This window comes from Niveispirillum fermenti (assembly GCF_048066175.1).
Taxonomy (GTDB): domain Bacteria; phylum Pseudomonadota; class Alphaproteobacteria; order Azospirillales; family Azospirillaceae; genus Niveispirillum; species Niveispirillum fermenti.
The window spans coordinates 25,311-50,177 of the sequence record NZ_JBLTXA010000014.1 but is presented as its reverse complement, the minus strand read 5'-3'; the positions used below and the strand labels follow the sequence as shown (position 1 = coordinate 50,177).

General features: G+C 66.9%; 17 protein-coding genes. 7 read left to right on the top strand and 10 right to left on the bottom strand.

Annotated elements, in window-relative coordinates; translation table 11 throughout:
- Positions 1–2: 2 nt before the first annotated feature.
- Positions 3–1,547, bottom strand: a complete 1,545-nt coding sequence (locus ACM9LZ_RS15040) for a formate dehydrogenase beta subunit (protein ID WP_416620307.1) — start codon at positions 1,545–1,547, stop codon at positions 3–5.
- The gene (locus ACM9LZ_RS15035) at positions 1,544–2,020 is read right to left on the bottom strand and encodes a formate dehydrogenase subunit gamma (RefSeq protein ID WP_416620306.1); all 477 of its coding nucleotides are present in this window, start codon (positions 2,018–2,020) and stop codon (positions 1,544–1,546) included. Before ACM9LZ_RS15035 ends, ACM9LZ_RS15040 begins: the two co-directional genes overlap by 4 nt.
- 398 nt (positions 2,021–2,418) lie before the next feature.
- On the opposite strand from ACM9LZ_RS15035, the gene ACM9LZ_RS15030 reads away from it, so the two are divergent.
- Complete coding sequence (locus ACM9LZ_RS15030) at positions 2,419–3,477, top strand: pyridoxal phosphate-dependent aminotransferase (RefSeq protein WP_416620305.1); 1,059 nt, start codon at positions 2,419–2,421, stop codon at positions 3,475–3,477.
- Between the two features lie 28 nt (positions 3,478–3,505).
- Here ACM9LZ_RS15030 and ACM9LZ_RS15025 read toward each other — a convergent pair whose 3' ends face one another.
- Genes ACM9LZ_RS15025 through ACM9LZ_RS15015 form a run of 3 tightly spaced genes read right to left on the bottom strand, consistent with a single transcriptional unit; the run spans position 3,506 to position 6,826 of the window.
- Positions 3,506–4,399, bottom strand: a complete 894-nt coding sequence (locus ACM9LZ_RS15025; protein ID WP_416620304.1) for a LysR family transcriptional regulator — start codon at positions 4,397–4,399, stop codon at positions 3,506–3,508.
- Complete coding sequence (locus tag ACM9LZ_RS15020; RefSeq protein ID WP_416620303.1) at positions 4,396–6,054, bottom strand: alkaline phosphatase family protein; 1,659 nt, start codon at positions 6,052–6,054, stop codon at positions 4,396–4,398. Before ACM9LZ_RS15020 ends, ACM9LZ_RS15025 begins: the two co-directional genes overlap by 4 nt.
- Positions 6,044–6,826: a M48 family metallopeptidase gene (locus tag ACM9LZ_RS15015; RefSeq protein ID WP_416620302.1), complete on the bottom strand. Its 783-nt coding sequence runs from the start codon at positions 6,824–6,826 to the stop codon at positions 6,044–6,046. Before ACM9LZ_RS15015 ends, ACM9LZ_RS15020 begins: the two co-directional genes overlap by 11 nt.
- Before the next feature lie 710 nt (positions 6,827–7,536).
- On the opposite strand from ACM9LZ_RS15015, the gene ACM9LZ_RS15010 reads away from it, so the two are divergent.
- Positions 7,537–8,967 carry a M20/M25/M40 family metallo-hydrolase gene (locus ACM9LZ_RS15010; protein ID WP_416620301.1) on the top strand — a complete coding sequence of 477 codons (1,431 nt, stop codon included), beginning with the start codon at positions 7,537–7,539 and terminating at the stop codon, positions 8,965–8,967.
- Between the two features lie 64 nt (positions 8,968–9,031).
- Here ACM9LZ_RS15010 and ACM9LZ_RS15005 read toward each other — a convergent pair whose 3' ends face one another.
- From ACM9LZ_RS15005 to ACM9LZ_RS14995, 3 genes are all read right to left on the bottom strand, one after another.
- Positions 9,032–12,505 (bottom strand): glycosyl hydrolase 2 galactose-binding domain-containing protein, encoded by a 3,474-nt coding sequence (locus ACM9LZ_RS15005; protein WP_416620300.1) that lies wholly within the window; start codon positions 12,503–12,505, stop codon positions 9,032–9,034.
- A gap of 278 nt (positions 12,506–12,783) precedes the next feature.
- Entirely contained in the window at positions 12,784–14,859 is a 2,076-nt protein-coding gene (locus ACM9LZ_RS15000; RefSeq protein WP_416620299.1) for a S46 family peptidase, read from the bottom strand.
- A gap of 198 nt (positions 14,860–15,057) precedes the next feature.
- Positions 15,058–15,714, bottom strand: coding sequence for a glutathione S-transferase family protein (locus ACM9LZ_RS14995; protein WP_416620298.1), 657 nt, complete (start codon positions 15,712–15,714; stop codon positions 15,058–15,060).
- 189 nt (positions 15,715–15,903) lie between these two features.
- On the opposite strand from ACM9LZ_RS14995, the gene ACM9LZ_RS14990 reads away from it, so the two are divergent.
- The 5 genes from ACM9LZ_RS14990 (at position 15,904) to ACM9LZ_RS14970 (ending at position 21,504) form a co-directional block, all read left to right on the top strand.
- Positions 15,904–16,455, top strand: a complete 552-nt coding sequence (locus tag ACM9LZ_RS14990; protein WP_416620297.1) for a PAS domain-containing protein — start codon at positions 15,904–15,906, stop codon at positions 16,453–16,455.
- A gap of 73 nt (positions 16,456–16,528) precedes the next feature.
- Complete coding sequence (locus ACM9LZ_RS14985) at positions 16,529–17,107, top strand: HupE/UreJ family protein (RefSeq protein WP_416620296.1); 579 nt, start codon at positions 16,529–16,531, stop codon at positions 17,105–17,107.
- A gap of 123 nt (positions 17,108–17,230) precedes the next feature.
- The gene (locus ACM9LZ_RS14980; protein WP_416620295.1) at positions 17,231–18,403 is read left to right on the top strand and encodes a TAXI family TRAP transporter solute-binding subunit; all 1,173 of its coding nucleotides are present in this window, start codon (positions 17,231–17,233) and stop codon (positions 18,401–18,403) included.
- 99 nt (positions 18,404–18,502) lie between these two features.
- On the top strand, positions 18,503–20,464 hold the full coding sequence (locus ACM9LZ_RS14975) for a GGDEF domain-containing protein (RefSeq protein WP_416620294.1): 1,962 nt from the start codon (positions 18,503–18,505) through the stop codon (positions 20,462–20,464).
- A gap of 80 nt (positions 20,465–20,544) precedes the next feature.
- Positions 20,545–21,504 carry a nucleoside hydrolase gene (locus ACM9LZ_RS14970; protein WP_416620293.1) on the top strand — a complete coding sequence of 320 codons (960 nt, stop codon included), beginning with the start codon at positions 20,545–20,547 and terminating at the stop codon, positions 21,502–21,504.
- Positions 21,505–21,525: 21 nt separating this feature from the next.
- Here ACM9LZ_RS14970 and ACM9LZ_RS14965 read toward each other — a convergent pair whose 3' ends face one another.
- Together ACM9LZ_RS14965 and ACM9LZ_RS14960 are read right to left on the bottom strand one after the other, a co-directional pair.
- Entirely contained in the window at positions 21,526–21,927 is a 402-nt protein-coding gene (locus ACM9LZ_RS14965; protein ID WP_416620292.1) for a hypothetical protein, read from the bottom strand.
- A 116-nt stretch (positions 21,928–22,043) separates the two neighbouring features.
- On the bottom strand, positions 22,044–24,308 hold the full coding sequence (locus tag ACM9LZ_RS14960) for a beta-glucosidase family protein (protein ID WP_416620291.1): 2,265 nt from the start codon (positions 24,306–24,308) through the stop codon (positions 22,044–22,046).
- Positions 24,309–24,867: the final 559 nt, after the last annotated feature.

Below are 24,867 nucleotides of genomic sequence, written 5' to 3'. Positions count from 1 at the left end.
TCCTATTCCGCCGCCACGGGCAGATGCCCGCGCCGGAAATCCTCGGGGAAATGGTGAAGGGCGCTCAGGACCGGATAGGGGGTGAAGCCGCCCAATGCGCATAGCGAACCGAATTTCATCGTCTGGCAGAGATCCTCCACCAGGGCGATATTCGCCTCCACGTCGATCCCGGCGCGGATACGGTCGATGACCTCCGCCCCCCGCGTTGAGCCGATGCGGCAGGGGGTGCATTTGCCGCAACTCTCGATGGCGCAGAATTCCATGGCGAAGCGCGCCTGCGACGCAAGGTCGACGCTGTCATCGAACACCACGATCCCGCCATGGCCGATCAGGCCGCCGCGCGCCGTGAACGCCTCGTAATCATACTGGGTATCGAACAGCGACGGCGGGAAATAGGCACCCAGAGGGCCGCCGCATTGCACCGCCTTCACGGGCCGGCCCGTGAGGGTGCCGCCCCCGACCTCGTTCACGATCTCGCCCAGCGTGATGCCGAACGCATCCTCGAACAGGCCGCCGAACTTCACATTGCCGGCGATCTGGATGGGCATGGTGCCGCGCGACCGGCCCATGCCGTAATCCGCGTAAGCCTGTGCTCCATTGGCCAGGATGGTGGGTACAGTGGCCAGCGACAGAAGATTGTTGACCACCGTCGGCCGGCCGAACAGGCCCTTGATGGCGGGCAAAGGCGGCTTGGCGCGCACCAGGCCGCGCTTGCCCTCCAGGCTTTCCAGCAGGGCCGTTTCCTCCCCGCAGACATAGGCGCCGGCACCGACGCGCAGTTCGATGTCGAAGCCGAAATCCGTGCCCAGAACCGACGGACCCAGCAGCCCCGCCTTGCGGGCCACATAAAGGGCACGGGCGAAGATGTGGTTGGCATGCGGATATTCCGACCGGGAATAGACATAGCCCTTGTTTGCGCCCACGCCATAGCCGGCGATGACCATACCCTCGATCAGGGCCAGCGGGTCGCCTTCCAGCATCATGCGGTCGGCGAAGGTGCCGCTGTCACCTTCATCGGCGTTGCAGACGATGTAGCGGCGGTCGGCGGGGGATGCTGCCACGGTGCGCCATTTCACGCCCGTGGGAAAACCGGCCCCGCCGCGCCCGCGCAGCCCGGATCGCACCACCTCCTCGATCGTGTTGGACGGCCCCAGTTCCAGGGCGCGGGCAATGCCTTTGAAGCCGCCATGCGCCCGGTAATCCTCCACCGACAGCGGATCGATGATGCCGCAACGGGCGAAGGTCAGGCGGTTCTGCCGGGCCAGCCAGGGGATATCCTCCGTCCGTCCCAGGCACAACGGATGGGTGGCACCCGTCAGGAAGCCGGCGGCAAACAGGCCCGGCACATCGGCGGGTGTCACGGGGCCATAGGCGATGCGGCCGGCGGGGGTTTCCACCTCCACCAGCGGTTCCAGCCAGAACAGACCGCGCGATCCGGTGCGCACGATGGTGATACCGTCGCCGGCCTGCGCCGCGATGGCCTTTGCCACCTTTTCCGCGCCCACGGCCAGGGCCGCCACATCCTGGGGAATGAAAATCCGGGTCATGACCAGCGCACCTCTTCCACGGCGGCGGCCAGCCTGGCCCCGTCCAGCCGGCCCACCGGGTCGCCGTCGATCAGGGCGGCCGGGGCGCAGGCGCAAAGGCCCAGGCAATAAATCGCCTCCACCGTCACATTGCCATCCGCCGTCGTTTCGCCCCAGCCGATGCCAAGGCGCTCCAGCAGCGCGGTTGCCGTCTTCTCCGCGCCCAGGGACTGGCACGCCTCGGCCCGGCAGACCTTGATGACATGGCGGCCCGCCGGTTCGTGCCGGAAATCATGGTAGAAGGTGACCACGCCATGGATTTCCGCACGCGACAGGTTCAGCGCGTCGGCGATCATGGGCACGGCTTCATCGGGTACACAGCCAAACGCCTCCTGCAGCGCATGCAGGATCGGGAGGGTGGGACCCTCCAGATGCAGGTGCCGATGAATGATATCGGCGGCGTGGCGCTCGTCCCAAGGCAATGGGGGGGTCATTGGGAACTCCAGCGGGCAATCACCCTTGCAGGGTTTTCCGAAACGCCCCCTTGATCAATGGGATTGTTTTGTTGAGCGATTGCACATCCTGATCGTTACCTCGGTATGCATCGATTTGCCGGGCTTTCAGACAGGTTATTGTTATGGTTGGTGGATTGATCTGCGCCCATGTTGTTGGTGCATCGGAAATGCATGCGGCGCTGCCGTTAACCATGTTTTTGCTGCAAAGGTCGAAATATTGCCGGTCCTGGCGGTCCCCTTGCTGGGGCCGCGTCATTGCGGCATGGCGGGGGACGGAATCCGCCGCGTGCAATGGCGGTGACGACTGCCTATCCTGCCACGGCTTTGAACATCGGTCGGGAACCGGTGTTCCCCGTCACCACAGGCTGGTATCTGGAATGAGCCGTTTCTGGAGTCCCATCGTTCATACCCTCAGCCCCTATGTGGCGGGGGAGCAGCCCCGGATCGCGGGGCTGGTGAAGCTGAACACCAACGAAAGCCCCTATGGCCCGTCGCCCCGCGCCGTCGCCGCCATTGCGGCGGCCAATGGTGATGCGCTGCGGCTGTACCCCGACCCCACCAGCCTGCCGTTGCGTCAGGCGATCGCCGGCACCTATGGGCTGGATGTGGGGGAAGTGTTTGTCGGCAATGGTTCGGACGAGGTGCTGGCCCATGTGTTCCAGGGGCTGTTGAACCATGACGGCCCGTTGCTCTACCCGGATATCACCTACAGCTTCTATCCGACCTATTGCCGGCTTTACGGGATCACCGCCAGGCTGGTGCCGCTGGACGAGGGGTTCCAGGTGCGGCTGGAGGATTACCGCCAGCCCTGTGGCGCCATCATCCTGCCCAATCCGAACGCACCCACCGGCATCGCCCGCCCGCTGGCCTGGATCGAGGCACTGCTGGACGAGCATCCCGACCAGGTGGTGGTGATCGACGAAGCCTATGTGGATTTCGGCGCCGAAAGCGCCATTGCGCTGGTGCGCAAATACCCCAACCTGCTGGTTGTCCACACTTTTTCCAAATCGCGGGGACTGGCGGGCCTGCGTGTCGGCTTTGCCGTGGGGCAGCGGCCGCTGATCGACGCGCTGGAACGGGTGAAGGACAGCTTCAATTCCTATCCGCTGGACCGGCTGGCCCTGGCGGGGGCCACGGCCGCCTGGCTGGATCGGGAATGGTTCGATCATCACCGCACCCTGATCATGGCCAGCCGGGAACGGCTGACGGTGGCTTTGCGGAAACGGGGATTCGAGGTCCTGCCGTCGGCGGCTAATTTCGTGTTCGCGCGTCATCCGGGTCGTTCGGGCCCCGATCTGGCTGCCGCCTTGCGGGCCAGGGCCATCCTGGTCCGGCATTTCGCCAAGGACCGCATCGGCGACTTCCTGCGCATCAGTATCGGGACGGACGCCGAATGCGACCAGCTGCTGGCGGCACTTGACGGCATCCTGGGCTGATCCGCCGTTCGTCGATGGGGCGGCCGGTTCAGTGTCCCTGCGTCTGCGCCAGACGCTTGGCCGCCGTGATCATGGCAGCGGCCATGGGTGAATGGGGCTCCCGGTCCATCATCACCAAGCCGATCGTGTGTTCGATCACGGGATCGATCAGCGGGATGGCGGCCAGTTCCACGGGCAGGCCCAGGGCCTCCATCAGGACCGTGGGCATGATGGATATCCACCGGCCCGTGCGTACATGCGCGGCCAGCGCCGTCATGGAATTGCTTTCCACCGCCACCTCCGCCTTCACGCCCACACGGTGCAATGCGCGGTCGATGATGCGGCGGTTCTGCATGTCGGGCGACAGCAGGCAAAGCGGGATGCCCTGCAATTCGGCCCAGCGCACCTCCGTCCGGCCGGAGAACTGGCTGTCCGGACCGGTGATCAGGTGATACCGCTCCCGGTAGAGCGGTATCTTGACGAAATTGCCGACCGGTTCATTGTCCAGATAGGTCAGGCCGGCATCGATGGCCAGATTCTCCACCTGTTCGATGATCTTCTGGGAATTCGATGCCAGGATCAGGAAATCCACACCGGGATGCTTGTCGATCACGGCGGTGGTCAGTTTCGGCACCATGGCGAGCGCGGTTGGCACGGCGGCCAGCCGGAAATGGCCGCAGACGGTCTTGCGCAGCGCCTCGATATCCTGCCGCATGGACCGCCAGTCCCCGACCAGCCGGCGCGACCATTCCAGCAGCCGTTCCCCCTCTGCCGTGAAGCCCTGGAACCGCGACCCGCGCACCACCAGCGGCACGCCCAGCATATCCTCCAGATGCTTCACACCGGCCGACAAGGTGGGCTGGGACACGCCGATTTCTTCCGCCGCGCGGCCGAAATGGCGGGCGCGGGCCAGGGCCAGGAACAGTTCCAGCTTGTCGATCATGGCATGCCCCTTCCCGGTTGCCCCCGCATGTCGGCATGGATCGTCCGTCGTTGCAAGGGTTGTGTGCTGAAGCGTGACAGCAATTGGGGGTATATGTCCCACATGGGCAGTGCCGCGGCGGTGGGGGATGGGACCATGCCGTCCGCCAGGTCCAGCCCGTCCAGCCGGCGCAAGAGATCGGCGTCGCGTGACAGGATGTGCAGGGGCACGCGATGTCCCTGGCCGGCTGAAATCCAGTCCAGTGCCGGATGATCGCCCAGGATGAGGATCAGTGCGCCGGGCGGCGCCTGTCCGACCAGCCAGTCCCCCAGGGCGCGCAGGCTGTAATCCAGCGAGCGGGCATAGCCGCCCGCCATGTCCGTATAGTCCGGGCGCAGGTCGGCGTGCGAGAACGCGGTGCCATCCGCCGCGCCGTCGCTGCCGTCCAGCCAGGGCGGCAGCGGTGTCCAGGGTGCGTGGCTGCTGGTCAGCACGATTTCAAGATAGAGCGGGCGTTCATCCTCTGCGGCCGGCCCTGCTGCGGGCCCCGCGGCCGGTAACAGCCGTTCCGGCGTCAGCGTGGCCAGAAGCGCCTGATCGGGCAGGGGTGACCAGCCGAAGGCAGGCCCGGCATAAGGGAAGGCCGCCCTGTCCATGACCTGCTCGAAGCCCCATGCCGGCCCTTCCAGCCAGGGCATGGACAGGCCCGGCATGGCGGCCAGGGTGCGCCATCCGGCGCGGTTCAGGGCGCAGCTCAGGCCGCAGCGCCCCGCATCCAGGACCAGCCGCTGGGCCAGGGGCTGGTCCTGCCGGATGCCGGCGCGCAACGTGCCATGGGCCAGCCAGCTCCGCCCGCCGATGACGGGGCTGTCCACCAGCCCCGACCGGCGATGGAAGCCGGCATCGGTCAGCATGCCATCCAGCGCCGCCAGCCGGGCACCCACGATATCGGCCTGGCGTGGGTCGGTCAGGGCCGAAAGACCGTAGGACTCCACCCAGGCCAGGATAACGGGCCGGCCCCGCAGAAGGGCGAACAGGTCCGCATCCGCAATGCCGGATGACGGGTCCTGCGCCAGATCGGCGGCCATGCGTGCCTGCATTCGCGCCGCTTCCCGCCAGCGGTCCGCCTGTTCGATGATGGCGCCGGCCGGGCCGCGATCGGGTGGCTGCAAAAGCCAGCCCGGGCCCGCCATTGCAGCCAGCAGGCAGGCGATGCCCAGCACCAGGGTGCCGGCCCGCCCGCGGTTCTCCTGCAAGGGCCGCAGCAGCAGCCCGGAAAGCCAGCGGCACAGAAGCAGCAGGCCCCCCGTGCCCGCCAGCAGCCCCAGCCCCAGCATGACCGTGCCCGGTCCCGTCGCCGCGACCTCCCAAAGGGCGGGGATCAGGGCCGGGTCGAACGCGGGTTCGAACCGTCGGCCTGCTGTCATCAGGGCCGCCATGTCGGCCAGCCGCAGCAGCAGGACCAGCCAGCAGCCCAGGGCTACGGCCCAGACGATCCGCGGCCCCGGCCGCACGTGCAGCAGCGCCAGTAAAGCCAGCAGCAGGGGCAGTTCCAGCACCAGCCCGCGATGGGCCGCAGCCAATACATGCCCCGGCACGGCGGGCAGGCCGGTCAGTAGCGATAATGCCGCCAGGGCGGCCAGTGCCGCCGGCCAGTACCGGACCCTATCCGCCATAGCGGTGCAGCCGGGCGCCGTTGGTGCGCAGCCAGTCTCGGTGATCGGTGACATCGCCATTCGTCAGGCTGGCACAGACGGCCCAGAAGCGTGCGGAATGGTTCATTTCCTGCAAATGCGCCACTTCATGTGCGACGACATAGTCAAATACAGGCTCCGGGGCCAGGATCAGCCGCCAGCAGAAGGAAAGCCGGCCACCGGGTGAACAGCTCCCCCAGCGCGAGCGCGTATCGCGCACGCTGACCGCCGCCACGCGGGCGCCCAGACGTTCTGCCTTTTCCTGCGACCGGGCCGCGGCCAGCTTCCGGGCCTCCGCCTTCAGGTAATCGGCCACCCGCCGGGGCACAAAGTCGGCCTCTCCCCCCACCTGCAGCTCATGCCCGCCATCGGCCAGGGCCACCCGTCGCGGTGTGCGCCGCCCGCCCGGCACATGGCGGATGACATGGTCCACGCCCAGGATGGGTATGGTAGCATCAGGCAGGAACGGCATCCTGTCCGGCACGGCAGACAGGCGCTGGTGCAGCCAATCCATGTGCCGTTCCACGAACAGCCGGATATCGGCATCCTGCACGCGCGGCGGGGTGGACACGCGCACGATGTTGCGCGCCACGTCCACCCGCATCGAAAGCCGGCGGGACCGGGCCGACACGCGCACCTCCACCGGCACGGGCACAGTGTCCAGCGCCAGGGTGCGGGGCGGCGTCACGACGGGCTGGCGGCGCTTGGCGCGGGCCGGAGCCTTTGGGGCCAGGATTTTGCGCAGGAAGTTCAAGGCAGGGCGTCGGATTATCGGGGCCGGGGGGGGGGGGCGGATGCGGCAGCCTAAACGATATGTCTGGCGGATCGAAGCCCGAACAGTCGAAGCCCGAACAGGAGCGGGCCCGCCCGTCACCCGACGGCTTTGCCTCGACGTCTTGAGGTCGACACCTTTCACCCGATGTCTTGAGGCCAGCGGGACCGGCGCAGGCAGAATTTTCTTTTGCGCAAAAGAAAACCCCCGTAGCTGGATGCGCCTACGGGGGTATCCTTCAAACCGGAACCACAGGACCTATGTCAAATCGCGGTTCCAGGATGGTTGCTGCGATAATTCAAGTAATCGCAAAGTCTTGCTGCGGTGGGGTCATGCTTTTACACACCCTCCCAGGTTACGGAACGCAGTCGATCACCCTTTCAGGATTGGGCCGCCCACTGCGTCGGGGGCGTCGATATCTTCAAAACAACCCTCCATGTCTTTGTTACGATTTGATGGTGCGCGCTTTCGGTATGGGCGTCAAGCGTTTTTGTGAGGGGTTTTGACGCCCTATCCCAAAGGCCAGAGCATGACGCGGGGTGTTACCACATGGCTCCCGCCATCAATGGTGGCGAGGCCGGAGGGGCGCAATCCCGCAAAAGATTTCGATCCCCTCCCCCGCATGGGGTAGGCTTGCTTCCAAATCGGGGTGCCGGGCGCATCCCGGCCGTCCTTTTAGGAGGAGCAGTGCGTTGAAACGTTTCGGTTCCCTGATGCTCGCCGGCCTGATGCTGGCCTGGACCCCGGTGGTGCGGGCCGCCGATGCCGGTCCCTATGCCCCGGCGACGCTGGCGGTGGCGCGTGAGATACAGGAAAGGGCCCTGGCCGGGTCGGGCGCCTTCGATTTCGTGGAATCGCTGACCGTGCGTGTCGGCCCCCGCATGGCCGGAACTCCGGCGGCAAGGGCCGGCCATGACTGGGCCATGGCGCGGTTCAAGGAACTGGGCCTTGCCAATGTCAGGGTTGAGCCCTTCACGGTGGAAGGCTGGGAGCGGGGCCTGGAATCGGCTGCCATCCTGTCACCGGCGCCACAGCACCTGCATGTCACGGCGCTGGGCTACAGCGTTGCGACGCCGGCGGACGGGGTGACCGGCGCCATCGCACGGTTCGACACGCTGGACGATCTGCTGTCGGCGCCCGATGGTAGCCTGGAAGGCAAGATCGCATTCGTGGACAAGAAGATGGCGCGCTTGCAGGATGGCGGCGGCTATGGGCAGGCGGTCGTTGCCCGCGGCCGCGGTCCGTCGGAGGCGGCGCGCAAGGGGGCGCTGGCGCTGCTGATCCGTTCGATCGGCACGGACAGCCACCGGTTCCCGCACACCGGTACCACCCGCTATTCTCCCGATGTCGCGGCCATTCCGGCCGCCGCCCTGTCCAACCCGGATGCCGACCAGTTGAACCGGCTGCTGGCGCTGGGCGGGCCGGTGACGGTGCGGCTGACGCTGGCCAGCCAGGCCATGGGTCCGCTGTCGGATGCCAATGTCATGGGTGAGATCAGGGGTCGTGAACTGCCGGAGGAGATCGTCGTCATCGCCGCGCATCTGGACAGTTGGGACCTGGGGACAGGCGCGCTGGATGACGGGGCGGGTGTGGGCATCGTCCTGGCGGCGGCCCGCATCCTGAAATCCCTGCCGCAGCCCCCGCGCCGCACCATCCGCTTCATCCTGTTCGGGGCGGAGGAACTGGGACTGGTCGGCGCCCGTGCCTATGCCGCGGCCCGTGCGGGCGGCCCTTCGGGCAGCAAGGAGCGGCACCAGATCGGGACGGAGGCGGATTTCGGTGCCGGTCCCGTGATCACCTTCAACGCCGATGTGCGGCCGGAAGCCAGGCCTGTCATCGATGCCATCGGCCGGGCCCTGTCCCCGCTGGGCATCGTGCCGGGACGTGGCCCCAGCAGCGGGGGCCCCGATATCGGACCGCTGGCCACGGCCTTCGGCATGGCCACCGCCGGTCTGGGCCTGGATGGCACTGACTATTTCGATTATCACCACACGGCCGATGACACGCTGGACAAGGTTGACCCGCGCAAGCTGGACCAGTCCGTCGCGGCCTTCGCCAGCTTCGCCTGGCTGGCGGCGGAAAGCCCCGTGGGTTTCAGCCCGGTGGAACGGACCAGGGAATAGGCTGGGAACGGCGGTCGTGGGGAACACCCTTCGACCGCCGTTCCCGTCAGGGCTGGCGCTTCCGTCAGGGCTGAATGGTGACCGTGACGCTGGTGGGCTGGATGTTCCAGCCGCGCAGGCCCAGTGATGGTGCCCCCGTCCCGCCGGCCGCGGCCGGATAGGTCACCTGGACCTGCCGCGTCTCGCCCGGCAGCAGGGTCAGGTAATTGTCGCTGACATAGACGGGCAGGATGCGGCTGCCATCCGCCTTTCGCGGCGTCAGCTTCGCCATCAGGGCCGGGCTGCCGCCGGGGTTCGACAGGGTCACGTCCAGCACCACTTCACCCTTGCCGTCCACCCGGCCCTGGGCCGAAAGGCTGACGGCCATGGGCGGCAATTCGTTCAGCCGCTGGTGGGCCGGGGCGTCGGCGGCGACCCAGTAATCGTTGCGCGACAGCACGGTGCCGGCCCCGTCCTTCAGTTCCAGCGCGACCAGAAGCAGTCTGTCACGGGCCAACCCTTCCCCCAGGTCCAGCGTGAACGGATGCACCACGCCGCCGGCCGGAATGTCGATGCCTTCGGTGCTGCGCACGGGCCAGGCGGTGGCCCCCACGGGCTGGACACGGGTTTCCAGGGTCAGGCCCGTGCGGGGGACTTGCGTGTTGTTGACCAGCGTGATGCGATGGTCCGGCAGGTCCAACTGTGCATGCACGGGCTCCGATGCCTTCTTGAAGCCGTAGAAGGCGCCGTGCGTGTCATAGTCGTGGCTCAGGATCTGCCACATGGTGCTGGGCCGGGCCGGCTGCGTCATCCAGAGCATGCGGCCGGAATGCCGTGTCCACAGCCCCGCATTGAAGCCTTCGAAGATGGCGCGGTAGCCTTCGTAATTCAGCATCTGCGCCTTGCGCTCGAAATCCTCCAGGCTGGTGGCGGGGCCGAATTTCGTGGCCAGCGCCTGCATGAAGGTGGCGACGTCGCCGTTCCCGCCCTGATGCCAATCATGATAGGCCCAGGTGTCGGAAATGGGCCAATGCTCGCTTTCCGGCACGGCGGCCTTGAACGCCTCCAGTGTGGGGAAGGAGGGCAGGCCCAGTTCCACGGAGAAGCCCCGCGCATGCTCGGTGAAATAGCTGTCGGGCTCGCGGTAATTATAGGGGCCGCTGCCGGCCAGGTTGACGCGGTTGGACGAACCCGTGAAATGCCGCGTGCCGTCCAGATCGAAGATCATGTCGGCCAGCGCCTCGTTCAGGATGGGCTGGGGCACCCCCTCGTTCCGGCCGAACCACAGCACGATGGACGGATGGTTGCGATAGCGTTTCACCGTGTCGGCGGCGTTGGCCATGAACAGGGGAACATCCTGCGGCTCAAGCTGATAGTCCTGCGTGCTGGCCCAGAAATCGTTCATCACCATCAGGCCGTATTCGTCGGCCAGTTCAAAGAACTCCTCCTGCGTATTCTGGCCCACCCAGTTGCGGATGATGTTGACATGTGCGTCGCGGTGCAGGCGGAAATAGGGTTCCAGCCGGTCCTTCTCCACGCGCTTGCGCCAGTCATCCATGCCCCAGTTGCCGCCCCGGGCCGCGATGCGCACGCCGTTCACCTTGATCACCATGTGTGGTGACAGTTCCGCCGCGTCCGCCGGGGTCACGGCGGGGGAATTCTCCGCGCCCGGATAAAGGGAGGCGGCCCAGCCGTCCGGCACACGGCGCAGTGCCTCGTGGGCCACATCGATGATGCGCTCCCCGCGCGCCTTGGCTTCCGTCAGGTCCACTTCCACCCGGCGCAGCCGTCCCTGCTTGTCCATCAGCGACAATTCATAGGTCACCTGCCGGATGCCGAAGCGGATTTCCCTTCTGTCGGACGGCCGGCCATCCGCCGTCACGGCCACCTGCATCCGGTGCAGTGCCGGCTCGCCATAGCCGTTGGGCCACCAGAGCGCCGGGTTGCGGATGGCGAGTTGGGGAAACTCCGCAGGCGTCAGGGCGATCGTGCCGCCACCCGGCGCGATGGCGGCCTGCTTCGTCACGGTGATGCCGTTGAAACTGGCCGTGATGCTGGCGCTCACCGTCCGGTCCGTCAGGTTTTCCACCGGCACGGTGACGCTGATATCCGCCACCGAATTATCGGGGCGGGGCAGGGCGGTGACGATCCTGGTGTCCCCCAGGCGCAGGTCGCCCGTGGCGGTCAGCGTGACGTCGCGCCACAGACCTGTGTTGCGGTCGCGCACCGACGGTATCCAGTCCCAGCCTTCCGCGGCGACGAAGGTCGGGCCGTCCAGCGCCATCATGCCGCCATTCTCCCCCACGCCGGATGTCAGGCTTTCCTCATGCGGCAGGCCGGGATGGGGCGGGGGGCTGATGCGGATGGCCAGCGCGTTGGGCTGGCCTGGCCGGGCCAGACCCGTCACGTCGAATCGGCCGCGGATGAAGGCACCCTTCATCTCGCCCAGACGGTGGCCGTTCAGCCAGACCTCCGCCTGGTAATTCACGCCGTTCAGCGACAGTTGCAGGTGCTTTCCGGCCTGGTCGGACGGGACCGTAAATTCCGTGCGATACCAGTAATCCTGCTTGTTCAGGCTTTCCGGGATGGCCAGATTGTTCAGGCCGTAATCGGGATCGGGATAGACGCCGCGATCCACCAGCGTCGTCAGGACGGTGCCGGGCACCGTTGCCGCATGCCAGGATGCCGCATCGAAGCCCGGTTGCGACACGGCCGCACCATGGGCCGTGATCTTCGGTGCTTCCACCAGCTTCCAGGCGCCCAGTACCCATTCGCCGGGGGCTTTCGGCGCCAGTGCCGGTGTTGCGACCAGCGGCTTGGCGACGGGGGCGGAGAAGGGGGTCCGGGACCTGGGCCGCGTCCAGGGGTCCTGCGGAGCGATCTGCCCGTACATCTGCCGTACCTGTACGGGCCAGGTCGGTGCGCCGCTTTCGAAATTGGTCAGGTCGCGGACGGGCCGGATATCGGCAAACGCCCGCAGGTCCGCCGGTGCCAGGGCACGCGGCACGGCGGAAAAGCCGGCCAGCCGCCCCGCGAACGGCACGGCATCGCCTGCGACGAAGGCGGCCGTCAGGCTGCGGCGCGGCGCCAGCATGAATTGCGCCAGCGCGTCCGGTGTTGCGGCCGCGCCCGACCCCACCTCCCGCCCGTCGACATGCAGGCGGGCGCGCGTGCCGTCAAAGCTGGCGGCCAGGAAGACCCACTGGCCGGGGGACAGGGCCCTTCCGCCGCTGATCACCCTGTCGCCGGCCAGCAGGGCCGGGCGACCATTCTCCAGCATCAGGAAATAGGCCGGGGCGGTGCCGTCGGCGGTGGCGAAGCCGCCCAGCAGCGACCGGCCGCGTCCCACCTCGTCCGCCTGTACCCAGCCATAGAGGGTGAAGGGGGTGCCGGCCGCCACGGGTGCCGGGGCCGGCGCACGATCGTCACGCACCGGCTTGGCCAGCCCGTCGCCGCCGGCCGGGAATTCAACATCATAGGGGCCGAACCCGCCGGGTCCCAGCCCGCCCGCTCCCCCCAGCCCCTGATGGGCCTGGCCGAGCGCCAGCGGAGCGGACATTGCAATTGCCAGCGCTGTCATAAGCGATGCCCGAAGGGCGCGGACCCCAACTGCCTTCTTCATGGACTTTTCCTTCCCTTATCGGCGACTTCGGGCGCCGTTTTGCGGGTCCGCATGGGATTGAAGCCAATGCAGACAGCGATGTCATATTTAATAAATCAAATTTCATAAATAAGGAAGGCGCAATCCCGCCGGCCCAACGGAAAAAGCCGCCGGGGGTCACCCGGCGGCTTGATATCAGGTCATGGTCCGGTGTCGGCGGCGGGGCCGCTGGGGGCTTATTGCACGCCCAGCTCGCGGGTCAGGTGCCTGGCGTCATAGACCGTGCGCAGTGCCTCGGCCATGCCGCGCACATCGACCATCACGGACCGGTTGCGGCGCGGATCATAGCCGTAGTCACCCGACAGGCTGTGAATATTGCCGTCGAAGATCAGGCCGATCACCTCGCCCTTGGCGTTGATGGCGGCGGACCCGGAATTGCCGCCGATGATGTCGTTGGTCGACACCGCGTTATAGGGCGTGCTCATCTGTACCTTGCCGCGGGCGGCCTCCCAGCTCGGCGGAATGGCGAAGGGGGCGGCACCCGTGTCGCGCTCATAAAGCCCGGCGATGGTGGTATAGGGTGCCACCTCCTGGCCGTCCGGCTCCGTCCAGCCCTGCATCTTGCCGTAGGACAGGCGCAGCGAGAAGGTGGCGTCGGGATAGATGCTGTCGCCGTAAAGGGCGAAGCGCGCCTTCGCAATGCGGGCCTGTGCCTGCTCCACCACGGCGTCGACCTCCTCCTCCACCGACTTGCGGGCCTGCCGGGCGGCCTGGTCCACCAGCTTCATCAGCGCGATCATGGGGTCGTCGGAAGCGTCGATGGCCGCCTTGCCGCCCTCGAACAGCCGCAGGCGCTCGGCGGGGTCGCCGAGCTTGCTGCCCTTCACGGCGGCTTCGGCCACCTGGTCGGGTGAACGCTTGCCCAGCACGGCCTTCACGATGGGGTCGTCGGGACTGAACTGCTCGCGCAGCTTGGTCAGCGAGAAGGACAGCAGGGCGATTTCCAGCTCCGCATGCACCGGGGCCGGGTTGGACAGGCGCTGCTTCAGGGCCGGCAGGCGACTGTCGCCATATTCGCGCAGGCGCTCGGGATTGGGCAGCCCCCGCTCGTCCCCGGCGCGCAACAGCAGGCGGGCGAAGGCGGCCAGCTCGCTATCAAAGGCGCGGGACCGTTCCAGCATGATGAAACGCGGGTAAAGCTGGGCATAGCGGGCCTGGGCCTGCTCGATCTGTGTGAAGGCATCACCGACTTCGGCGGCAAGCTTCGGATCGGCGGCGATCTTGGCGCGCAGTTCCTGCTCCGCCCGGACCTTGGCGCCGAAGAAATCCTTGTCGGCCAGGGCAATCTGCCGGCCGCGCCACACCTTCACGCCATTTTCAGTGCCGGAAAGGTCGTCCAGCGCCTCGCGGCGGCGGTCATCATTCTCGCGCCCAAACTCGATCAGGCGGCCACGGCGCTCCTGCGCCCAGAACAGGAAGGACGGGGCGACATTGTCGCGGATGAATTCCAGCTCGGCGATGGTGCGCAGGCGGCTGGTGGAACCGGGGTTGCCGATGACGAAACTGGCCTCGCCCTCCTTGCTGCCTTCGCGGGACCATTTGAAATGGTTGGGGCTGGCGATGGGCTTGCCGTCCTCGTAGACGCGCAACAGCGACATATCCAGGCAATAGCGCGGGAAGTTGAAATTGTCAGGATCGCCGCCGAACGCGGCGGCGGCGGCTTCCGGCGCGAAGGCCAGGCGCACATCCTGATAGCGCTTGTACTTGTAAAGGCTGTAGCGGCCCCCCTGGTAGAGGGTCACGGCGTCGCAGCGCAGCTTGTCGTCACCGCCGGCGCAATCCTTTTCCAGATCGGCCAGAACGGTGCGGCGGGCATTGGCGAAATCCTGGCCCGTCTTGCCGGTGGTCGCGGCTTCCACCTTACCCGTGACGTCGGTGATATCGACCAGTTGGTTGATCTCGATCCCGGCGCACTGCTTCTCCTCCGCCCGGTTGCGGGCCAGGAAGCCGTCGGCCTGATAGTCCTTCTGGGCGGACGAGAGTTCGGCGATGCAATCGGAAATGCAATGGTGGTTGGTCATCACCAGCCCTTCGCCGGAAACGAAGCTGCCCGAGCAGCCGCCGGCCAGGCGGACATAGGAAAGCTGGGCCTTCTTCAACCACTGGGCGTCCGGCGTGAAGCCGGTCGACTTGCCGATGGCTGCCGCCGGCACATTGTCGAAGGTCCACATGCCCTCGTCCGCCTGGGCCGCGCCCACCAGCAGGGCAAGGGTCGCGGCGGTCGCCGCCGCCAGCTTAACCGGCTTCACCATGGTCAATTCCCGTCCTTGTTCCGAATTGTTCTGTGATTGTTGCTTTGGATCGCTGGTCCCCGCAGAACGCGGGAACAAGGCGGGCAAAATGCGCCCAACAGGACCGCCGGTCAACGGTGGCCTGGTGCCGCTTTACAGGGCCGGAATGGTGCCAGCACCCGCCCCGGCGAACCTCCCGGGCGGGCTCTTTCGAAGGGATCAGCCGTTGGCGGCGCGGCGGCGCATGAAATCATCCAAGGCGCCGTTCATCTGCTTCAGCAGGTCGGCCACCATGGGATCGTTCTGGGCATGGCGCCACACAGCCCCCATGCGCGGATGGTCGGCGAAAACGTCCAGCCCACCGAAGGCCGGCAGGAATTTCTCCAGGAAGAAACAGGCCGGCACCATGGCGCAGTCGGCCAGGGTGAAACCGGTGCCCATGCACCAGGGACCGTCGATGAAGGTTTCCAGCCCGTCACGTCCGCGCTTCAGTTCCGCCATCTTCTCGGCCACCAGCCTGGCGTCGCGGGACACGGGGTTCATCTGGCCCAGCAGGCCCAGCAGGGCGGGCAGGATGTAAAGATCGGCCGCACGGCTGATGATGCGGGCCCGCGCGCGGGCCAGATCGTCGCCGGGCAGGATCTTCCTCTCGGGGAAGCGCTCGTCCAGGAACTCGCAGATCACCTCGGACTCGATGATCGCGGTGCCGTCGGTTTCCAGGGCCGGCATCTTGCCATAGGGATTGATGGCGAGATATTCGGGCGATTTCAGCCCCACGCCGGGGGCCGGCACCAGCGGGATGTCCAGTCCCTTGAACCGGACGGCCAGCAGCACGCGGGCGACATAGGGGCTCAGCAACGCACCATAAAGCTTCATTTCAACGATCTCCGGCTTCCGTCACCCGTCCATCGGGTTCTTCATAGCGCGCTAAGGCGCGGGCGGGTAGGGGGCATGGGCGCGGAAAATGCGCGCAGCCCGCGTGCGATAACGCCATGCGTCCGTCATATCCCTGCAACGCGGCGGGGGTAACCAGGGGCCGTTTGCCCCTGTGACAGCCCTGGCCCCATGTTTTCATCCGCCGATCCCATCGATGCCGCCGACCTGACACAGCCGCCCCTGCGCGCGGCCCTGGCGCTGTGGCGGCGCGCGGCGGGCGGGGCGGCCTTGCCCCTTGTCGGGGCGCTGGACCTTGCCGCCATCGATCGCACGCTGCTGCCCAATCTGGCGCTTGTGGCGGGGCCCGCGGACGGGCACGGGCGGCTGTTCGGCCTTTTCATGGGTTCCGCGGCGGCCATCGCCACGGGGCGTGACATCACGGGCCGTTTCCTGGACGAGGTCTATCCCCCCGCGCTCTATGACACGGCGCACCGGTTCCTGCTGGCCGTGGCCCATGGCCGCGCACCGGTATATGAGGAGTTCGCGGCCGGCCCGGATGCGGGGCGCACGGTGCAGGCCGCCTGGCTCGGCCTGCCGCTCGCCGGACCCGACGGGGCCGTGTCGCGCATCCTGCTGGCGCTGGACTATCGGCCCTCCGTCCCGGCCGTGGCAGCGGGCGTCCGGGTGCTGCAGGACCGTTCGCGCCTGCACCGCCACACTGTCCGGCCGGTCCGGCTTTGAGCCCGCAGGCTTGACCCGGCCGGTCCGGCCGGTCATCAAGGACCGTTCCGCCCGTTTGAACGGACCTGTTCTGATGCAAGCCCGCCATGTCCTGTCCCCCGCCTGCCTCTGCCTGCTTGTGGCAATGCCGGCGCATGCCGCCTCCGTGCCGCAGGGCTTTTCCTCCGGGCTGGCGGGCCCGCTGCTGACCTATGTGCATCTGCTGGGGTTGCTGGGGCTGGGACTCTGGCTCGACATGCAGGGCCGCGGAACGCCGGGCGGGGGGACGGTGGCTGCCCTGCTGGCGGGGCTGGGCTTCGCGCTGCTGACGCGGGCCGGCGTGGTGGTGCCCTATGCGGCGCTGGCGCTGGAAGCGTCGCTGCTGGTCCTGGGCGGGCTGCTGGTCGCCGGTGTCACGCTGCCCCGGCTGGCGGGTCTGGCCGGGGCTGCCATTGTCGGTGCCCTGCATGGCATCAGCCTGTCGCAATGGGGCGGGCCCGTCACGCGGCATCTGCTGTTCTGGCCCGGCATGCTGACGGGATGCCTTCTACTGGTAACGGCCGGCGTCGGCCTGTCGGCGACGCTCTATCCGCTGGGGGCGGGCAAGGCGTCGCGCATATTGGGGGTGGTGATCGGGCTGGTGGGACTGCTGATGCTGCTGAATGTCCTTTGAAAGGCCATTCTGTGACCGGTCTGTGGCAAAACCGTTGGATATCCGCCACAGCCCCCGACTTTCGGCCAATTCTATACCATTTCGCCCCCGTTCCGGTTGCTTCCCCCTGCGGCGGGGCGCACGATGGTATTCTCATCCTGCAACAACAAGATGGACGTGCCCGTCATGCCGTCCCCCGCCGGACCCCGATGCGAACCCCTCCCGCCCGTTGATGCCTCCGGTGACGCCGATACCGGCGTTCTGCACCGACGGGGCTTGCTGCGTGCCGGGCTGGGCCTGTTGGCCGCCGGTGCCCTGTCGGGCACGTCCATCGCCAATACGGGGGCCGAGCAGGTCCGCTTCTTCCAGATCGGCACCGGCACGACGGGTGGCACCTATTTCCTGATCGGCGGCCTGCTGGCCAATGCCGTCAGCAATCCACCGGGGTCCCGCCCGTGCGAGCGGGGTGGTTCCTGTGGCGTGCCCGGCCTGATCGTCGTGGCCCAGGCCACGTCGGGTGCGGTGGAGAATATCAGTCTGATGCGATCCCGCCGGCTGGAATCGGCGCTGGTGCAGGCCGACATCGCGCATGCTGCGCTGGAGGGGCAGGGTCCGTTCGACAAGGCGCCCTATGCCGATCTGCGGGCCATCGCCAATCTTTACACCGAAACGATCCATCTGGTCGTGCGGGCCGACAGCGGCATCAAGACGCCCGCCGACCTGCGCGGCAAGCGCGTCGTGCTGGGCGAACAGGGGTCCGGCACGCTGGTGACGGCGCGCGCGCTGCTGGCCAGCTATGGCCTGTCCGAGCGCACGGTGAAGCCTTTCTATCTCAGCCCGGCGGCCGGTGGCGACCGGCTGGAGGCGGGTGACATGGACGCCTTCATCATCGTCGGGGGCTATCCCTTGCCCTCGGTCGCCGATCTGGCCCGGCGTGTCCCCATCGCCTTGCTGCCCTTCGACGACAAGCGGGCGGCTCAATTGGTCAAGCGTCTGCCGCACTTCACCGAAAGCCGGATCGAGGCGGATGTGTATGACGGTGTGCCGGCCACGCAGAGCCTGGGGGTGGGTGCGCAATGGCTGGTCCGCGGTGACCTGAAACCGGATCTGGTTCATGCCATCACCGCTTCCCTGTGGAATGAGCAGACACGGTCCATGCTGGATAATGGCCACCCGCGCGGCCGGTCGGTGCAACTGGCCACGGCCCTGTCGGGACTGGCCGTACCGCTGCATCCAGGGGCTGAGCGCTTCTACCGCGAAAAGGGATTGTTGACGGACGGACAGGCCGCGGCCCCCGGCGGCTCCGCCATCCATTGACCCCCCAGTATCCGGAAGATACAACCCGTGCGTCCGGGTTGACCCTGGAATACATACTCCGATAACCTTTTCCGACGCGAATACACCGGGAAGGTCGATGTGCAGCAGCGTTCGGGAATTGATCCGGTGGCCGGAACAGAGACGGCCCTTTCCGGTTCGCTGCTTCGTCGTTTTGTGCTTCACCTCGCCTTATGGTCGATGCTGGTCGTTCTGGTACTGACGGCCATCGGCTATTCCACGATCTACGACCGGACCGAGCGGGAGGCGCTGGGCACGCTGAAGGCCCATCTTCTGGAACGCGGGCGCACGGAAAGCGCCATCTTCCAGTTGGCGGCGGCCAACATGGAAACCTTCCGCGACCGGTTCCTGTCGCTTTACACCGATCCGGCCATCCTGCCTGCGGAAAAGGCGGCGGCGGCGTTCGATCATTATTTTTACAAGGATGCCGATGGCGCGGTCCGCACGCGCCGGCCGTTCTTCGATGGGGTGATCGATGATGACGGCCTTTACCGCCAGGGCATGTCGGGTTTCATCGGCAACAAGCTGCGGGCGGTATCGCCGGAACTGCAACGGCGGATGGTGCTGACATACCGGTTGCTGGGTGAATACGGCCCGGCCTGGAGCAACCGTTTCATCAATACAACCGTCAGCATGCCGGAAAATGCCATGGTCATGTACTGGCCGGCTTTTGCCTGGGGGCTGGAGGTGCGGGCCGATCTGGACATGACGGCCTTTTCCGTCGTGAATTCCACCTTGCAGGAAGCCAATCCCGCGCGCCGGCCCGTCTGGACCCCGCTCTATCACGACCATACGGCCAAGGCCTGGATGGTCACCTACCAGCTTCCCGTCGACCATGCCGGGCGGCATCTGATCAATGCCGGTCACGATGTGCTGGTGCAGGATCTGATGGACCGGCTGATCACCGATCATCTTCCCGGCTCCTACAATTTCGTGCTGGCGGCCGACGGTCATCTGGTGGCCCATCCGCTGTGGATGGACCGGCTGAGGCAGGAACTGGCCACCATCAACCTGGAAAAGCTGGGCGATCCCGGCTTGCTGCGCACGCATGCCCTGATCCGCGACAGCATTGCCGGCCGGGTGACCGATCTGTCGTCCGACGACAATGTCTGGATCGTGGTGGACAAAGACGACGAGGCCTATCTGGCGGTCACGCGGCTGGACGGGCCCGACTGGTGGTTCATCGCCCGCTATCCCATGGCGCTGGTGGCGGACACGGCGCATCAGGCGGCCAGCGCCATCATGCTGATGGGCACGGCCTATTTCCTGGCTATGCTGGGGCTGGTCTTCGTCCTGCTGCGGCGGCAGGTGGCCGCCCCCATTTTGCAGTTGAAGGCCGCATCGGAGCGGGTGGCGGCCGGCGATTATGCCGCGGTTGCGGACGGGACCCAGGCCTTGCCCCTGGAGGCGCGGGACGAGATCGGGCTGCTGGCCCGATCCTTCCGGTCCATGGCCGGGCATGTGCGCGATGCCAACGCCCGGCTGGAGGGGCTGGTCACCCTGCGGACCGAGGCGCTGGAGGCGGCCCACCGGCAATTGCAGGAATGGAGCCTGCACGATCCCCTGACCGGCATCCACAACCGCCGTGCCTTCGAGTCCGATCTGCAATCCATCTTCGATCTGGGCCGGCGGCAGGCCCGTTCAGGCTTCGCCCTGGTCCTGGCCGATATCGATCATTTCCAGGCCTATAACGATGCCTATGGCACGGCCGCCGGCGATCAGGTCCTGCGGACCCTGTTCCGGGTCATTGCCCGGCATGTGGGGCAGGGGGATCGCGTCTACCGGTTGGGTGGGGCGCAGGCCGCCATCATCCTGACCGATAACGATGCCGGCCATCCGGAGGAACGGCTGCGCCGGGTGCTGGATGCCGTGCAGGCGCTGGCCCTGCCCCATCAGCGCAGCCCGCATGGCCAGGTCACCCTGTCGGCGGGCCTGGCCATCTTCGACGCCGCCATGGCCGACCCGGCCGCGCTGGTCCACCAGGCCCAGGATCGGCTGGATGCCGCCCGGCAGGCGCGGCGCAAGCAGCAGCCCGCCGGATAGCGGGCGGATCGCCTGACCGCTTTATCTTGCATGCCCGCCGGCCTATGCTGGCGGTCGGTACTTAACCGAAGAAGATGGCCATGGGCAGCCCCCTCTCCCTGATCCTGGATGGTGATCCGGGCACCGACGACCTGTTGGCCTGGATGTGGGTGCTGGCCCTGCCGAAGCGGGCGCGTGTGCTGGGCATCACGGCCGTGAACGGCAATGTGACCCTGGACCGGACGGCTGCAAACGCCCTGGCCTTCCTGGATTATATTGGCGGGCCGGATATCCCGGTCCATGCCGGGGCGCGGGCGCCGCTGGACCGGGACGATCCGCCGGCGGGCGACGGCGCCTTTTCGGAGACGGGGCTGGGGGAATTGCGCCTGCCGCCTTCCCTGCGGCGGCTGGCATCCCATGATGCGGTCGGCTGGATGGCGCAGACCCTGCGGGCCCATCCGGTGCGCAGCGTCATCCTGGTGGCCACGGGGCCCTTGACCAACCTGGCCCTGCTGCGGCGGGAAGCGCCCGATGCCTATGCCCGCATCGACCGGATCGTGGCCATGGGCGGGTCCTTCGCGCCACTACCCCCCAATTTCGTGCGGCGGGGCAATGTCACCCCCTGGGCCGAGTTCAATTTCTGGATGGATGCCGCGGCGGCGCAATCGGTGCTGAACGGCGGGGTGCCTGTCCTGCTTGCCCCCGCCGATGTGACGCACCAGCTTGTCAGCGACCCGGCCCGGCTGGCCAGGGCCCGCGCCCTGCCGCTGTTCGGGCAGGAGGTCGCGTTGATGCTGAACGCCCCCTACCACCTGGACAAGCCGAAATTCCACACCGATGGCGCCTTTCTGCATGATCCCACGGCCGTGGCGTGCCTGTTCTATCCGGAAATGTTCGAAACGGTGCGGGCCCAGGCACATGTGGTGCAGGAGGGAACGGGCCTCGGCGCCGGCCTGATGCTGCCGGACGGCGCCGGTGGGGTGGAGGTGGCGGTCCGGGTAAAGGATACCGACGCCTTCTATGCCCGTCTGTTTGACGATCTGGCGGCCCATTACGCCTGATCCCGCCCTTGCTTCCGCCGTCTATGCCGCGGGGGCGGGCCGTAGCCCGGCTGCCGACCGGCGCAGCCCCAGAATCTGGCCGGCCACCAGCCCGGCAACGCCTACGGCCTGGATCAGGATGAAGCCGGTTCCCAGCGGCGTCGTCCAGCCCAGGCCCAGCAGGGCGATGCTTCCGGCGACCCAGGCGAGGTTCAGCACGACCATGGCACGGGCCGGCCCCGTGCCAACCCCGGTGCGGCGGCCGGCATAGGCGGCCAGCAGGGCGGCGGGGAACAGAACGATCCCCGCTTCCAGCAGCAGCCAGCGCGGCAGGCCCAGCCAGGGTTCCAGCAGGCCGGCACCCGCCACCAGCAACAGGCCGGAGCCCAGGCAGGCACCGGCGTCGAGCAGCAGCAACTGGCGGGTGAAGGCGTTGATACCCATGATGTTTCTCCATCGTCATCGGTTGCGATGGGCCCATCATGGCCGTGCCGGGCCGGCGCTTGCGATTACCTGTGAGGTAATGGCGCCACCGTCACCCGTCCCGCGCGCCCTCCTGCCTATTGTGCCTTGCTGGCCGGCAGGCTGGCGCCCTTCAGCACCACGTCCGCCGTCAGGGGCAGGTCGGTGGCGGAGGCGCCCAGCCAGACGCGGTAGCGGCCCGGTGTCACGACCCATTGCCGCCCGGCCGTGTCATACATGGCGAGCAGGCGCGGGTCGACCGGCACGGAGAATCGGGCCGAAGCGCCCGGTGCCAGGTCAAGCTTCTGCCAGCCGGCCAGCCGTTTCGGTGCCTCCCAGCCGCCATCGCGGGGGCCGACATACAGCTGGGGCACGGCCTTGCCTGCACGCTGGCCCGTGTTGGTGACCGTTCCCGACAGGGTCAGCGTGCCGTCATCGCCCTGCACTGCTGTCAGATCCTTATAGGCGAAGCTGGTGTAGGACAGGCCATGGCCGAAGGGGAACAGCGGCGTCAGGCCCTTCTTGTCGAACCATTTGTAACCGATCGCTGCCCCCTCATGATAATCCACGTCGAATGGCGTGTCCTGGGGCAGGTCCTCACCGTCCAGTTTGGGCCGGGGCAACTGGTCCAGGCTTTTCGGGAAGGTGACAGGCAGGCGGCCGCTGGCATCCACCTCCCCGAACAGGACGCGCGCGATGGCCTCTCCGCCCGCGGTGCCGGGATACCAGGCTTCCATGACGGCGCCGACCCGGTCCAGCCAGGGCATGAAGACGGGGCCGCCCGTCTGCAGGACGACGATCGTGCGCGGGTTGGCTTTCGCCACGGCTTCGATCACCGCATCCTGCCCGTCGGGCAGGGTCAGGGGGAAATCCATGGCCTCCCCCGTCCATTGGTTGGCGAAGATGATGGCGATATCACTGTCGGCGGCCAGGGCGGCCGCGGCCGCGGGGTCGCTGCCCGGATCGAAACGCACGGCGGCCGATCCGTTGCGGGCCCGGATGGCGTCCAGGGGTGGATTGGCATGGAAGACGACCGGGCCGGGGAAATGCTGCGGTCCCAGCCCCGGCACGGGATTGCCGCCCGGCCCGAATACCGTGGACGAGCCGCCGCCCGCCATCACGCCCTTGTCGGCATGGCCGCCGATGATGGCGATGCGCCGCGCCCCGGCATCCAGGGGCAGCAGGCCATCCTTGTTGCGCAACAGCACGATGCCTTCCTCGGCATCGGCGCGGGTGATGGCGGCATGCGCCGCATAATCGATCCGGTGATCCTCCACATTGACCGGATGGTCGAACACGCCGTTGGCAAACAGCGCATGCAGGATGCGCCGGTTCATATCATCCAGCCGTTCCATGGGCACCGATCCGTCGGCCAGCGCCGCACCCAGCAGTTCGGGGCCGAAATAGGGTTCCTTGTCGAACACATAGCCCGATTCCTGGTCCAGCCCGGCATTGGCCGCCTTGGCCGTGGAGTGGACGGCACCCCAGTCGGACATGACATAGCCCTTGTAGCCCCAGTCCCGCTTCAGCACCTGGTTCAGCAGAAAGTCGCTCTCGCAGGCGTAATGCCCTTCATAGCGGTTGTAGGCGCACATGACGGAGCCGGGATCGCTGCGGTCCATGGCGATTTCGAACGCCAGCAGATCCGACATGCGCGATGCCGCCTCGTCAATGTTGGCGGACAGCACGAAACGCCCCGTCTCCTGCGCGTTCAGGGCGAAATGCTTGATGGTGGAGATGATGTTGTTGGACTGGATGCCCGCGATCTGGGCCCCCACGATGACGCCGGCCAGAAGCGGGTCCTCTCCACCATATTCGAAATTGCGGCCGTTGCGCGGCTCGCGCACCAGATTGAGGCTGCCGGCCAGCATGACGTTGAAGCCCGAAAGCCTTGCCTCCCGGCCGATCATCACGCCGCCCTGCCTGGCCAGCGCCGGGTTCCAGGTGGCCGCCGTGGCGATGCCGGCGGGCAGGGATGTGCGCTCGCGCATCGGTTCGGTCGAATCGCGCTGTGTCGCCACGCCCAGCCCGGCGTCCGTCAGCCATTGCGGCGGGATGCCCAGCCGGTCGATGCCCGGCACAAAGCCTGCCGAACCCATGCGGATGCCGGCGGGCGGGGTATAGTTCCGTTCCTTGAAGGGGGAGCCGAAATAGCCGAAGACCAGTGTCTTCTTCTCCGCCACGCTCATCTGGCGCAACAGCAGCTCTGCCCGGGCCTCTGGGGCCAGGCTGGCATCCATCCAGGGCCGGTCCGACAGGGCGACGGTCGGGGGCGCCGGTTCCGCGGCATGGACGGCACCCGCCGCAAGCGCGGTGGCCAGCATCAGGGTGGACATGAAGGCCCGTATCTTTCTGTCATGCATTCTTGGGGTCTCTTTCTTATTCATAAGGCGTGACGTCGGCCAGGATCGATGGGCATCGCGCTCTTTTCCCGTCCTGGAAAAATTGCTGTCGGGACGTCATGCGCATCCCCGGGGCTCTGCTGCCCCGACCTCCCGATCGTCCGTCCGGCATGGGTCGCGGACGGTTGTAGAAGGACGATATCATCGTCTCGGCCTCCTTGTCAGCCAAAACGGACAACGTTGTCTGATTTCTGTCTGTCGCAGCCGGACAATCTCCTTTGCTGTGCGTGACATCTGGGCAACAGAATTTGGCGCCGCCGCGGGTGCGTCATGTTGCTGATCAGTTAATACATTGTTAAATATTGGTTTTTGCGCCTGCGTGGTGCAGTTGCGGGACCGGCTTTCTTCTCGCGGGGAACGGGGAGGCCATTCACCGCCTGGGACAGTCCATGTCTGCGCTGTCACCCCATATGACAACGATGACATATAGTGCTTGACATCAGGGCGGGTGTCCGTACATTCGGAAACACAAGGATGGGAGCGTGTGGAAAACACGCCGGTGATGGGTGGGGAAACGATC